The sequence below is a fragment of the Mesorhizobium sp. BR1-1-16 genome, assembly GCF_020165495.1.
In the GTDB taxonomy this organism is placed as follows: domain Bacteria; phylum Pseudomonadota; class Alphaproteobacteria; order Rhizobiales; family Kaistiaceae; genus Kaistia.
On record NZ_JAIUIE010000017.1, the window covers coordinates 23,854 to 36,282 of the forward strand.

A 12,429-nucleotide genomic window follows, 5' to 3' on the forward strand; every position below is an offset into this window, starting at 1 on the left:
TTACTCCGTGGTCCAAGGGGTGGTGGATGCCGGGTCGCTGGCGATGTCGCCGCCGGCCGAAAGAAGATTGAGAACCGGGTAGGTGCGCGTGACCTGCCGGCGGAATGTCATCCGGACGTCGACATGACGACGCCATTGCTGGTTGACGAGACTGGGCGCCAGCACGGCCCGCTCGATCTCGACAAAGGCGATACCCTGCGCACGGATCGCCTCGCGGTTCTGCGGCAGCGCCAGGCCGTCGCGGAGCAACGCGGCGTTCTGCGAGGCTGCAGGGCCATAGAACGAAGCGATCACGAACAGCGTCTCGTGCCGCTGCATTTCGTCAGACCCGTCGCCAGCCGAGTGATGCAGGATCGCGGCGCCATCGTCGGGCTCACTATCGGTGACGCCAATGGCGCACCAACTCGTATCGATGCTCGGCTCAGGAGGCGGAAGCTTTTGCCAGCGCGGTCTGACGAGATCCCCGACGATGCCGGTCACGCCACCCACGAGCCCTTGAAAGATCACCTGCAGGGCTTCGTCATCAGCCGGCGCAGGCGTTGACGGGACGAGATAGCCCCCGGTCGCGCTGGTGTTGGTCATGTGATGGCCTGAAGCTCACATTCGGCAGCGATGAACCCAGCGCCGTAGCGGGCATAGCTGTTGACGTTCGTCACGGTGTAGTGCTGGCCGTCATAGACGACGACGTCGGCCTCCGTGGCACCCTGACCAGCAACAAGACGGGTGCGGGTATGCACCGTGATTGACCCGTGCCGCTGGCGCCCTTCAGCGAGCCGCGCGAGGATATCGCCAGAACTCGATGTGACGACGGCGTAGAATGCGACGGGCGCCGCGGGCGTTCTGACCGCCATGCCGTTCGACCCGGTGACAACCGTGCTGCGCTCCAGCGTGAGCGTGTCGGCGAAGTCGGGATCGAACAGAATTTCGGAGACGTCGAGCAGGGGCATCAGCCGCCTCCCCTCTTGCGGATCACGTAGGCGATCGAATTTCTGAGCTGCCCTGTGTCGATGAGCGGGCGCTCTCCGAATCGTCCGCGCCTGAGGCGAGCAGCGAGTGTCTCGGGCGCCAGGGGCACGAAAGGACCGTCCTGTATTCGCTTGCGGACAGCGACCTGTGCCATCAGGCCAACGGCTTCGAAGGTCGCCTCTACCGCGTCCTTTTCGCCCTTGAACGCCTTGATGGCCCCGGACTTAAACCGCTTTGCGATCCGGCTTTCAGCATCGGCGATGCCGGGCCGCATGAACGGTCTGGCAGGGATGTTCACTTCCGGCGCGCCGTTGTCATGGATGTAAGCGAGCGCCGCGTTGTTGATGTCGCCGTCTTCCTCGCCTTCTTCCGGGTCGCGGCCAGCATCCTCGGCCGGCACCCCGACCAAGACGCGGGACTTCGTGAGATCGGCCACCCTCTTCAGGAGTTCCGGCGAGCCGCGTTTTGCAATCAGGGCCATTGGAGGACATGCATCAAAGCTGGATGCCTCCAGCCCCGAACATCCGGGCGAGCCGCTGAAACTGAACGCCATAGACAGTGAGGTTCCAGTCACCGGCGCCCTCGATCGCCACAGCGCCGGTGTCATAGGACATCGACACCTTGTCGACCGTCTTGGACGCCAGCGGGCCTTGGACTTGGCCGGGGATGCCGCCCAATCGACCCACCGCCGCACCTTTCATCTGCAACGCGATATGATGCGCCACATAGAGTTCGATGCCGCGGTCAAGAGCCGCTCCCCATCGATCGGCAGGGAGCATGATGGCGGCGAAGTCGATCCAGCCCTGAACGATACTGGACGCGGGCTGCGGGTCCGGCCCGTCATAGAATTCGGGGTAGTCCGCGATGAACTTCGCCACCGTCACGGTCATTTGCCGTCCGCCTTGATGCCGGCAATGGCCGACTTGATGCGGTCGATGCCCCAACGGCCATCGACAGTGATGCCGAGCGACGTCGCCTCCACAATGAGCGCGGTGCGATCATCTTCCGGAGGAGCCGACTCTGCCGTCGGGGCGGCGTCATCCGGCTCCGGCTTGACGACATGCGCCTGGACGTACCAGTGATCCGCATGCTCGTCTGGCACCTCTTGCTCTCCGGCAGCGAACGAAAGACGCTGGTTGCCGGAGAGGAGGAGCGTGAACGGCCTTGCGATCGTGAGCCGCATTTAGCCGATACCGTCGCGATAGCCGATCGTCTCCGGATAGACGGTCTCGATCACGCCGAGCTTGCCGAAATACGGAACCTTGATCCAGATGCCGGCATACTGCGGCGCGACGGGCTGGAGCGGAACCATCGGGAAGCGGACGAATTCGGGCCGCTGGCTGTAGGCCATCATCCGGTCATAGGTCGCGCCGGGGAGATTGGCCTTGTCGAGCCACTTCACGGACACGATGTCGAGCGGGATGTTCTTCTCGGCCGTGAGGATGTTGTTCTCACGGATATAGGTCAGGATCGACTTGTCGCCGGCCGCCGAGACGTTGGTGGTGCTCAGATAGCCGAATGCCTGGGGGGCAATGGCGATCTTCGTCGGCGGCGTGGAATAGCCGGTGGCGGCCCACACCGAAACCAGCAGTTCGTTGACGTCGGCCTTGATCTCGTCCGGCGTCTTCGTGGTGAACTGCGGCGTGCCGGCGGCGCCGTTGGCGACGTTGCTCGAATTGGTGACCGCGGCGCTATTGGCAAGGCCCGTGGTGCCGATCGTGGCATCGCCGACATACACGACCTGGTCGGCATCCATCTGATGCTTGCGGTTGAGCGCGGACAGCATCTGGACATCGATCGGGCGACCGGTGATCTGCGCCGAGGCGAGTTCCGGCACCGTGTAGGCGACTTCCATCGACCAGATGTTGAGCGGGGCGACCACCTTGCCGATATCGAGCTGGATACGGGGGATGGTCGTGGTCTCGACGCCGGCCCATGCGATGCCGGCCGGCGAAGCGCCACCGGCGCCCGCAAAGGTCGAGATCGTGTAGCTGGTCGACGTATCACCCATCTGCACGTCGGTGCGCAGATCGATGTCACGGGTCCATGTGGTGGCGATGAGCGGCTCATGGATCATCGGATCCAGACGCTCGAGTTCGCCGACGAGGAACGCGCCGGCACTGTCGATCGTCGCCTGGTCGAACGTCGCCATGGCATCGCGGGTGTAGTGGCGCAGGATCGCGGGAGCCGTGATGAGCGCCGTCGACCCGACGAAGTCGCGGGAATGGATGGTCATGTGATTCTCCGAAGGGAGGACGGGCGCGCCGTCACGTTGGATCAGATGTTGTGGGCGATCTCGACGACGCCATTGGCATCGGCCGGGCCGGTGAAGAAGCTCCCGGTCACCGCGACGCCAGTGCCACCGCCGGCCGGCGAGGCTGCCGTCACGACGTCCCCGACGACAACCGTGCCGCCAGCCGTGGTCACGACATAGACCTGACCGTTCTTGGCGGCCGTGCCGAGCGTGAGGGCAGCGGCGATATAGCCACGACGCAGAACGTCGAGGATGCCCGAGGTCGGCGGAGTGGCGCCGCCCAGCGTGTTGGTCGAGGACTGCGCCGGGAAAGGCTTGACTGCCCATCCGTAGGTGACACTGCCCGCATCGCCGGAAGCAACAGGCTGGACCTTGCCCGAAACCATCTTGACCGGCTTGCCAAAGGCAGTGGGCGGCGTGCCGGAGTCGATGATCTCCTGCGTGATGGTGAGGCTGTCGGAACGCGAGACGGTACCGGGGAAACCCGCCGGCACCCGCGTGGCATAAGCGACCATGAGTTCTCTCCTATGGTGCGGTGGGAATCAGCCGGCGCGGCGCTGCTTGTGCAGCTCGGCAAGCTTGGCGGCCGTCATCGGCCCCTGGGGGAATGACCGGTGATCGATATTGACCACCGGCTGCTTGTTGGCGCCGGCCGCGACCGCCGAGGCTGCGTTGAAGACGACCGCGATGGAGTCGAACGTCATGCCGGAGAGCTTCGGAACGCTGCCGCTGAAAACGCTCTCGACGATTGCCTTGCGCTTCGGATCGGCAAGCGCAGCGCTGAGAGACCGGACGCGCAGGCCATGCATCGCCTCGCCTCGCGCTTTGGGGGCGGCCTTGGCGTCGAGGGTCGGGAGCGCGATGCCGGGCGACAGGATCTCGGCCTTGGCGCGGATATCGGCCTCGGCGGCGGCATCCATTGCCGGGGCGTCTTCCTTCTTCTCTTCGACCTTGGCCGGGTCTTCGTCTTCGACAGACGTCTCGGCCTTCGGCAGCGCGGCAACCAGCGCAGCGATCGATGCTTCGATCTTGGTCAGGCGCTCGTCGAGCGATTCCGCAAAGGACGGCTTCACTTCGTCTTCGTCCCCGACCGCGACGGGCTCTGCCGGCTCGGCCGACTTGATCTCGATCACGACACGCGTGGGGTCTTCGCCATCCGGCTCGCCCTGCGCCGCGGCGAGTTCTTCCTCGAATGCGGCCTCATCCTTCGCCTTGAAGGCCGTCCGCAGACGATCCCAGGCGGATCTCTTCACAACAGCCATCTCAGGCTCCTCTACAGGTTCATGGTCTTGGATCGCGCATGCCGGGCCTGCTCGGCCTCGATCGACAAGGGCGACGTGGTTTCCGGTCATGCTGATTGAGCGGCCGAGGCCGGGCTTGACTTCCTCGCGCGGCGAATTGTGCCCGCACGAGACTTCGCACTTGCCAGCGAGAACATCATCGATGGCCCCCTCATCGGTGATCAGAAGATCCGCGATGAGGTAATTGTCTTCGACGCCTTCGCCGCGGCGGGTGTTCATCACGGAGCCGACCGCATGGCGCTGCCACGTCGCGGGGGTCAGCAGGTCCGGAGGATGGCCGTTAGTGACCGGTTTGCCGTTAAAACTGGCGATCGTGTCCGCGCTGAACAGCACATCAGCGGAACGCTCGATAACCACTGCGGCCCCGGCTGGCCGAATGTCTGGAACCTCATCGGCGCGATACAGCATGGGGCCGGTGCGGGCGATGCGGACCCCGTCACAGAAGAGGAAGCCTTCTGGCGTCCGGTACCTGGTGCGGCCGATTTGCTGGTCGACGAGGACCATCTCCCGATCCATTGTCATGCCGAGAGGTTGCGGTACCATTTTCCAGCCACCGGGCAGGAGTAGATTGCCGACTTGCCAGCGGCCTGCGCAACGCCGGTTGCCGTCGCAACATCATTGATCGTGTCGGTCCCGGCGCCGAAAACCTGCATGGAATTCGAAGCGGCGCCGTTCGTGATGACGATGACGAGACCGACGACACTGGCGGGCAGCTTGACGCTGTCCGCGGCCGTGGCAACGGTCGTGACGTGGTTCACCGAGGCGACGAGCTGGCGCGCATTGGTCTGGCCGCCACCGGCATAGGCCGTGATACCCGTTTCAGCGGCGAGAGAGAGCTTGTTGAAATCGCCGACCGCAGCCGACAGTTTGCCCTTGCGGGGATATGCAGGGAGGACCATGGCTGGCTCCTGTTCGAGGATCGTGTTAGGTGACGACGATGCGGCGCACCGAAGAGATCGAAGACCTGATCGATGATCTGAATGAGCTTGCCCTGGCGTCTGCCGGGGCGATGAATGACGGGATTTCGATCGGCGGAATGGACCGACACTTCCTGAGCCGCATTGCAGGGATCGGGATAGCAACAGCCGCGGAGACCACGGAGGCCGAGGCCGCCGAGATCATCAGATGCTATTTCGATGCCTTGGTGCGCATCGCAGATGGGACGTCCGAAGCGTCGGCTATTGCTGAGGCGGCTTTGTCGTTCGAGCCGACCGCCGCAACAACCGTGAATGGACAACCGCTGAAATCAGCCGACTAGTCTCCCTCCGGGATCACCGGTTCAGCCCAGCATCGACAATTCCATATGCCGCCGGGCAGGGCGTGATGCCCTGGATCACATTCCGGCGGTTGATCCCACCGGAACGTCTTGCCGTTCAGCGACTTGTGGCTCGGCCTCACATCGCTATCGCCGGCCGTGTGCCAGATGAAATGGGTTGAGCCGATGCTCTCGGCGCGAGCTTTTGTCAGTTCGGTTGCCGTCCGGCTGGTTTCGGTTCGGGCGATGGTGTTCGCCCGACCTTCCGTCACCTCTCCGGTCTTCATGATCTCGGCCGCGACCTCTGAGGCCCGCGTGCCCTTGATGATCCCCTCGCGGGTCAAGTCTCGCACCCGCTGCGCCGCTTCGCGCGGCAGGCTGGTGATCAGCGCCGTCTGCCGGTCAAGCGCCTCTCGCATCGCTCGGCCAGTCGGCGCATCTGCAATTTCCTCACGGAGCAACCGCCCCATCTCGCTCGATCGAGCTTCCCATGCCGCTTTATCGCGACGGGCAACCTCGGCGACCATGCTGCGGCCAGTCGCCTTGGCCCATCCCTCGATCACGCTGGAATATCGCTCCAGCACCGAAGCAATGGTCTCTGCCGACCCCGGCGACTCGGGGTCATGCGCCCCTACGATCTCCCCGACATGCCGCGCGATCTTGCGTAGCTGCCGGGCATAGCCACTTTCAGCCTTGCGCGCCCTGGTCCACTCAGACTTCGACGAGCGCTTCCTTCGGCTCGAGTTCGTCGCTTCGTCCTTCGTCATCGTCAGGGACAATGGGCGCAAGCTCAGGGGCATCGAGTTCTCCTGGCGCCGGCGGCTCATTGGCGGCAGCGTCGATGTCGACCGCCGCAATGTTCGACCACACCCCGGTCACGTCAGCGGATTGGCGCAGTTCACGCATCGCAGTGGGCAGGTCAACGATGCCGGCCTCGAAGGCTTGGGTGACGGCACCGGTCACGCCCACGGCGATGGTGGCCCTCTCCGTCTCCGACATCTGCCAGAGCGAGTTGAACGTGAAGTCGAGATCCTTCGGCACATCGGGCGAAATGTCCGACCGATGCACCATCTCGATCACGCTACCGATGCCGCGACGCAGACGGCTTTCCTGCTGTTGCCCGATCAGGTCGTAATAGGTCCGGATGTCCGATTCCCCGGTGGCGTTGAGACCGGATGGGCTCTGGCCGAACAGCCGCACGAGCGGTATTTGCAACGCGCCGGACAATTGCTGTGCGAACTGCAACAGCACGTCCGACATGCCTGCGAACGTGTAGCTGTGCGCCTCGAACTCGTCATCGCCGTCCAGCAGGGTCAGCCCTTCGTTAGACTGCATCTGCCGGATCATCGAGAACATCTTGATCAGGGCTTCTTCGGCCGGGCCGCCCTGGGCCAATATCTCGCGAAGCCCTTTGACCTTCACCGTCCGAAGATGTGCCTTGTATACGAGTTGTGCCGCGCCCTGCGTCGTGCTGTCGAACGCGACAAGCCGGTCATAGAGCCGCTCGACGATCGACAGCCCCCAGCCATATTCAGCGACGCGCTGCCAGTAGGGCAGGCTTACGCCATCATAGCGGATCACACGGCTGTGGTGGACGCGCTGCCCGCGCAATGCCTGCGCCGATACCATCACGTCGTAATAGGCTGGCTGGCCGATATCCGGGCCGAACTCCTGGACCAATTCGTTGAAACTCGGCGTGACGTTCCACCGGTCCAGCGTGATCAGGCCTTTGTATTGTCCTTTCCCGACCGTCTCCATGCGGAGCGGTGTCGATAGATCCTGGCCTTCAACGAGATGAACCGCGATGGCCCCGCCATAGAGGCGCCCCCACTTGATGCAGTCCTCGATCGTCGACCAGATGCCTCGACGGTCAATGCCCTTCTGAAGCTTGCCGAGATCGTCGGGCTCGATCGACGAAGAGATGTCGATGCCGGCGCGGACCATGTCCTCGGCGACGCAATCCACGGCCTGGCCAACCAACCACGACCCGCGATACATCCATTCGAGTTGCGAGCGCTGCCGCGTGATCGGGTTGAGCGCGTAAGTGGCGCCAGAAGAGACGTTGTCGGTTCCGATGCCGAGACGGGCCGCGACGTTCTGAAACCCGTCATTGGTCCGCGCTGGCACCCGCACGCGGGGCTTTTCTGCCATGCTGCTACGGCGCCGAAAGGACGGCGACCTTCTGGCCGGCGAACAGAGCAAGCTCGATCGAGGTATTCGCCAGCATGATACGCCGCGCGCCCGATGCCGCCGTTGCCGTCGAGATCGACGTGTCAGGCGTCGACCCCACGGCAACCCAGCACAGGGTATCCGTGGTCACGCGTGCATAGTTGATCCCCGCGGCGCCGACTGCGGTCCCGGTCGCCTGCGATCCGGAGATGGTCAAGACCTCCGTCTTGGCGCAGCGACCGTGGATTGCCGCGCCGTTGGGCGCAGAAACGCCCGAGGATGCCGGCTGGGCTCGCTGGCCGTATTCAACATATGCACTAGCCATCGGCGAAAGCCCCTATCCATGTTGCCGGGTTGTACCCGTCGCCCAGCATCAATTCCGTCACTGCCCAGACCAGCGCGTCGGCTCGATCGGGGGAGCCGTCACCGATGAAGCCGTCGGGCGTCATGGCACACATCTGGTCTTCGAGATCGGCCAGCCCCGCCACATGCTTGACGCGGCCTTGTTCGTAGAGAGCAGCAACCGGCTCAGCACGAGCGACCTTGCCGCGCGATGCCGTGACTTCCTTGTATGAGACACTGCGATCGACCGTCCTGATGACGTGCTCGACCATTGCGCCGCCAAAATTCCGCTCTGCGACAATGCGGTCCGCGTCGAACTCGCTGTAGGCTTCGACCGCCCTTCGTCCCCAGCCGTCCGGCGAGAGCTTGCAGGTGCGATCGGCCATGACATACGCAGTACCGTCGATGCCCTTGCCCGCCACGACGATGCCGATTGAATCTCCGCCGTCTGTGGCGCCTTTGGTGCCGGATGGGTCAACTGCGACCACAACCCGCTGCATGGGAGGGAGGCTGCGGACCAAAGCTGCATCGATCATCGCGCGGGACCAGAGCGCGCCCGGCACGTCGTCGAGGATCTCGGCGTTCAGCTCCTGCCGGCCAAGGCGAGTTCCCTCGTATCGGGTCTTGAGCTTCGCTAGGAATTGCGCCGGCAGGTTCTCGGCGTTGTCGAACGTAGAGCCGCGTGTCACGACCGTCATTGGATCGACGAGAATCTCTCGAATGACAGGGATCGGCCGCGGTGTCGTGGTGACGAAAGCTCGCGGGTCGTTTCCGCTGCGCATCGTGAACTGCAGCATGTCCCATGTGTCGCGGGCGTACCGATACTTCGCTAGCTCGTCGACCCATGCCGTATCGAACTCGGGTCCGCGCAGCTGGTCAGGCTCATTGCCGTTGTAGCCCAGCGCTACGGCGCCATTCGGCCAGAGCAGGCGGACCGGCTTGAACCGAACCGCCGGGGCTTCCTCGGGAGGGTGGATCGCGACCAACCGCGCCACCATGACCTCCTCAAGGTCCTTCTGCGTCTCGGCGACGAGGGCGATGCTGCGGGCACCGGCGGCAACCCGCTCCCTCACCCATTGTGCACCGGCTTCCGTCTTGCCGAAGCCGCGGCCGGCGAGTGCCAGCCAGGTATTCCATATGCCCTCTGGCGCGATCTGGTTCGGTCGAGCCCAGAAGCGCCAGTCCCAGAGCAGTTCTTTCGCCTGGTCTTCAGTCAGACCTGCCAGTATCGCCTGTCGTTCCGCCTCGTCCAGCGAGGCGAGCGAGCTTGCCAGCGAGGATGTCACGCGCGCTCACCTCAGATTGGATCGGGCCGCCATTGGGGCCGGACACCTCGACGCGGTCTTTGAACATGCCCAGATGCTTGCCGAGGTCGACGAGAGCAGCGCGCTTGTCATGTAGCTTGAACTTGACCCGGCGGACATCGCGAGCGTCATCGCCGCGGCCGTCCTTAAAGTCTTCGACTGTCACCTCAGCCAAAGCCGCGGCCTGGCCTTCTGTCAGCCGCGAAAAGTCCAGATACGGGTCGCCATCGGGACCGGCCCGCATGTAGTCGAGCATGTTGGCAAAGCCGATCTTGGCCAGCTCCGTCACGACGCGCTCAATGGTCACCCCGACCTTGGTCGCCGCCTTCTCCTGGATATCGGCAACTCGTGCCACAACGTTCACATTTGTTGACAGGCGCGAGGCCGCTGAACGGCTCTCTGCGTATCCGGCGGTCTGGTAGGCTTCTGTGGCGCTCTGCCCTTTGGCGAGCGCCTGCGCGAACGCCTCATGCCTTGGGTTTTTGAGGACGGACATCGACCCGCTTGGGAAAGGCGATGACGCGCGTCACGGCCTGGTTGATGGTGTTGCCGGCCTTGGAGGCTGCGGCCTTGATGGCTTCACGGCGGCGGAGGCAGGCGGCGCAGGGCATCTAGTCCTTCGGCAGCGGAGGCGATGGCCTCGTCCTACCGCCTGTCTCTTCTCGCAGCAGATCGCCAGCGCTTTTGCCGTCATGCTCAACGGCTCCGCCACCGCCCGCACCCGACCCGACCCGGTGACTCTCAGCGAGCCATGCCAGAAGTTCGTCGAACGTTGAGAAAGCAGCTTCTGCGCTGATGAAGCCTGGCCCGTTGTCGATTGAAACCACCCATCCGCAGAATTGCCCAGGGCGAACCTTGAACCCGCCATGCAGAAGTGCGGTGCGGACGATGGGTACGGGTCCGGACAGGAGCATGCTCGTCTCGCTGGTTGAGGCTGTGGTGGAGGCTAGCCGCGGATGATCTCGACATCTTGCGGCCGAGCGCAGCGCTGGAATGACCGGACCCGCTCTTCTTTGGCCGAGGCGCAGTCGAAGCAACGCACAGCCTGCGGGTTTACTCGGATCCTGGCTTGCTCGATCTGCTCGCCGCACTCACGGCAAGGCTTGCCGAACACGGGGCGAATGATCTTTGCCATGCTTCTGGCGCCTCAGTTGATCCGCCGGGAATAACGCCGCTTCGAATTGTAGAGCAACTGTTCCAGCCGCAGGTCATCCACAAAGCCTATCGAGCCGTTGGGCCTCTTGCCCTTGCATTTGAGCTGCGATGCCCGGGAGGCCCTGAGCTTCGCAACCCTTCGCTTGGCTTCATGACACGCTTGCATGGCGCTCAGTGCTGTTTGTCGCCGGCCTCTATTGCCGGCATTATGAGGTATCGACGCGGGCCGGGCGCTACGCCGGCTTTCCGCCTCACCGGGCGCATACCCCCAGCTGTGTTGGCGGATTTCTCACGACCCGCTTTCGCGTTGGAGGCCGCCTCAGTCGTGTCTGCTTTCCACACCGCCGCGTCGAATAGTGACCAGCCGGGGTGCGCATCGTTGAGAGGCGTGGCCGGTGCTGTTCTCGTCTGCCCCATCGGGCTAAATTGATGGCTCCATCATCGGGTTTCGTGCACGTCCGCCGATGACACCGTGTGACACGCGTTGGGTTGGCGGAAGCCAGAGCCCGGAGCCGACCTACATTGCCCCATCGGGCAATTTCAGTTCTTACCGCGTGGCATTTCGTGGAACTGTTTTCCACAACCACCGGGTTTTTGGCCCGCACCGCGCAATTTCATTCTACGCCGCCAGACCATCCTCAACCCGCTGCATCTTGGCGCGGCGGCGGCGCTCCTGCTCCTTGCGGCGCTCGGCGTTCGTCTTGGCCAGCCAGCGTTCGAATGCTTCGGGATCGTCGGGAAGGCCGGCATCCGGTCTGGCATCCTCGGTCATGAAAGACCTCGGCGACGCGACTTCGGGCAGGCTATCAATTTGCATCCCGTTTATGCCCTCATGTGTGGACACGCGTCCATAGTCCGGATATCGCAAGTTTATGCAGGCCTTACAAAGACTTGCGGAAATCCGTTCGTAAATGAGTTGTAGCAACCGATCGGCTGACCTGCGGACAATCCGGTTTTTCTTGCACCAGGATGCAAAACTCTGCTTCCGCGCCTCGCATACGGCACGAGCCCAGACGATTTGTCGAGACCGATCATCATCGACCAGGGCCGACAACCATGCCTGCGCTTCATTGGCGCGTGAGATGTGGGCCGCGGTCGGGACGTAGCGGGTCTTGACGGCCGTGTAGCCGTAGGCGTCGCTCTTCTCCTGAGCGAAGACGGGCCAGCAGCTCTTGAGAGCGCCGGGGCCGATCCGTCCGGCAACGATGTGGTCCATGGTGTCGGCCGCCTCAACGAGACGCTCGCGGACCAGCATTGCATTCCAGTTCATCACAGAAGCTCTCCTTGAGGCGCAGAGTTGAGGAGGGATCGAAGGGCGATGACGAGGATCATGTAGATCCGACACCGCTTGGAGAACCGGCGGCCGGCCATGGCATCCCGGCGCACCGCAGCGAGGTCGATGGTATCGAAGGCGGTCATGAATTCCCCGGCCCTGACCTCGGCCCATTCGGGGAAGTCGATCACCACGTCGGACACGGCGAGGATTGTTTCGGACCAGAGCTCGGCGGTGTTGTTGCGCGACCAGAGGATGGCCTTCAGCACGAACAGGAGATGGCCGTCGCCGTGCTTCGCAGCGATGCGCCGCATGACCTGCCTGGCATGGGTCTGACGCGGCCGCCGACGGCGCCGGTAGGGCACGATCTTGATGCCGAGTTGGTCGCAGAGGCGATCGATCTTGGACAC

Annotated in this window: 19 protein-coding genes; 1 reads left to right on the forward strand and 18 read right to left on the reverse strand. The window is 63.7% G+C overall.

Features of this window, described 5'->3' with window-relative positions:
* The 9 genes from LB518_RS22765 to LB518_RS22805 are packed head-to-tail and all read right to left on the reverse strand — an operon-like array spanning position 1 to position 5,420.
* Entirely contained in the window at positions 1–582 is a 582-nt protein-coding gene (locus tag LB518_RS22765) for a phage neck terminator protein (RefSeq protein ID WP_224580125.1), read from the reverse strand.
* Complete coding sequence (locus LB518_RS22770; protein ID WP_224580126.1) at positions 579–947, reverse strand: hypothetical protein; 369 nt, start codon at positions 945–947, stop codon at positions 579–581. Before LB518_RS22770 ends, LB518_RS22765 begins: the two co-directional genes overlap by 4 nt.
* Positions 947–1,519 carry a phage virion morphogenesis protein gene (locus tag LB518_RS22775; RefSeq protein ID WP_224580127.1) on the reverse strand — a complete coding sequence of 191 codons (573 nt, stop codon included), beginning with the start codon at positions 1,517–1,519 and terminating at the stop codon, positions 947–949. Before LB518_RS22775 ends, LB518_RS22770 begins: the two co-directional genes overlap by 1 nt.
* Positions 1,461–1,856 carry a DUF4054 domain-containing protein gene (locus tag LB518_RS22780; RefSeq protein WP_224580128.1) on the reverse strand — a complete coding sequence of 132 codons (396 nt, stop codon included), beginning with the start codon at positions 1,854–1,856 and terminating at the stop codon, positions 1,461–1,463. Before LB518_RS22780 ends, LB518_RS22775 begins: the two co-directional genes overlap by 59 nt.
* Complete coding sequence (locus LB518_RS22785) at positions 1,853–2,149, reverse strand: STY1053 family phage-associated protein (protein WP_224580129.1); 297 nt, start codon at positions 2,147–2,149, stop codon at positions 1,853–1,855. The genes LB518_RS22780 and LB518_RS22785 overlap by 4 nt, the downstream gene beginning before the upstream one ends.
* Positions 2,150–3,202 carry a DUF2184 domain-containing protein gene (locus LB518_RS22790; RefSeq protein WP_224580130.1) on the reverse strand — a complete coding sequence of 351 codons (1,053 nt, stop codon included), beginning with the start codon at positions 3,200–3,202 and terminating at the stop codon, positions 2,150–2,152. It abuts the gene before it with no gap.
* A 41-nt stretch (positions 3,203–3,243) separates the two neighbouring features.
* On the reverse strand, positions 3,244–3,735 hold the full coding sequence (locus LB518_RS22795) for a structural cement protein Gp24 (RefSeq protein ID WP_224580131.1): 492 nt from the start codon (positions 3,733–3,735) through the stop codon (positions 3,244–3,246).
* A gap of 27 nt (positions 3,736–3,762) precedes the next feature.
* Entirely contained in the window at positions 3,763–5,025 is a 1,263-nt protein-coding gene (locus LB518_RS22800) for a DUF2213 domain-containing protein (RefSeq protein ID WP_224580132.1), read from the reverse strand.
* 14 nt (positions 5,026–5,039) lie between these two features.
* A complete protein-coding gene (locus LB518_RS22805; protein WP_224580133.1) occupies positions 5,040–5,420 on the reverse strand; it encodes a hypothetical protein in 381 nt (126 codons plus the stop codon).
* A gap of 38 nt (positions 5,421–5,458) precedes the next feature.
* Here LB518_RS22805 and LB518_RS22810 point away from each other — a divergent pair, with 38 nt between their 5' ends.
* Positions 5,459–5,779, forward strand: coding sequence for a hypothetical protein (locus tag LB518_RS22810; protein WP_224580134.1), 321 nt, complete (start codon positions 5,459–5,461; stop codon positions 5,777–5,779).
* Here the strand turns inward: LB518_RS22810 and LB518_RS22815 are convergent.
* The 9 genes from LB518_RS22815 to LB518_RS22855 form a co-directional block, all read right to left on the reverse strand.
* Positions 5,776–6,603 carry a phage head morphogenesis protein gene (locus LB518_RS22815; RefSeq protein ID WP_224580135.1) on the reverse strand — a complete coding sequence of 276 codons (828 nt, stop codon included), beginning with the start codon at positions 6,601–6,603 and terminating at the stop codon, positions 5,776–5,778. The two genes, LB518_RS22810 and LB518_RS22815, sit on opposite strands and share 4 nt — an antisense overlap.
* Positions 6,488–7,927, reverse strand: coding sequence for a DUF1073 domain-containing protein (locus LB518_RS22820; protein WP_224580136.1), 1,440 nt, complete (start codon positions 7,925–7,927; stop codon positions 6,488–6,490). Before LB518_RS22820 ends, LB518_RS22815 begins: the two co-directional genes overlap by 116 nt.
* A 4-nt stretch (positions 7,928–7,931) precedes the next feature.
* Positions 7,932–8,162, reverse strand: a complete 231-nt coding sequence (locus LB518_RS22825) for a hypothetical protein (RefSeq protein ID WP_224580137.1) — start codon at positions 8,160–8,162, stop codon at positions 7,932–7,934.
* A gap of 100 nt (positions 8,163–8,262) precedes the next feature.
* A complete protein-coding gene (locus LB518_RS22830; protein ID WP_353619982.1) occupies positions 8,263–9,573 on the reverse strand; it encodes a DNA-packaging protein in 1,311 nt (436 codons plus the stop codon).
* Positions 9,497–10,087 carry a terminase small subunit gene (locus tag LB518_RS22835; RefSeq protein WP_224580138.1) on the reverse strand — a complete coding sequence of 197 codons (591 nt, stop codon included), beginning with the start codon at positions 10,085–10,087 and terminating at the stop codon, positions 9,497–9,499. Before LB518_RS22835 ends, LB518_RS22830 begins: the two co-directional genes overlap by 77 nt.
* The gene (locus tag LB518_RS22840; protein WP_224580139.1) at positions 10,059–10,202 is read right to left on the reverse strand and encodes a hypothetical protein; all 144 of its coding nucleotides are present in this window, start codon (positions 10,200–10,202) and stop codon (positions 10,059–10,061) included. Before LB518_RS22840 ends, LB518_RS22835 begins: the two co-directional genes overlap by 29 nt.
* Before the next feature lie 335 nt (positions 10,203–10,537).
* Positions 10,538–10,726 (reverse strand): TraR/DksA C4-type zinc finger protein, encoded by a 189-nt coding sequence (locus LB518_RS22845; RefSeq protein ID WP_224580140.1) that lies wholly within the window; start codon positions 10,724–10,726, stop codon positions 10,538–10,540.
* 639 nt (positions 10,727–11,365) lie between these two features.
* Positions 11,366–12,016 carry a DUF6362 family protein gene (locus LB518_RS22850; protein ID WP_224580141.1) on the reverse strand — a complete coding sequence of 217 codons (651 nt, stop codon included), beginning with the start codon at positions 12,014–12,016 and terminating at the stop codon, positions 11,366–11,368.
* Complete coding sequence (locus LB518_RS22855; RefSeq protein ID WP_224580142.1) at positions 12,016–12,429, reverse strand: hypothetical protein; 414 nt, start codon at positions 12,427–12,429, stop codon at positions 12,016–12,018. Before LB518_RS22855 ends, LB518_RS22850 begins: the two co-directional genes overlap by 1 nt.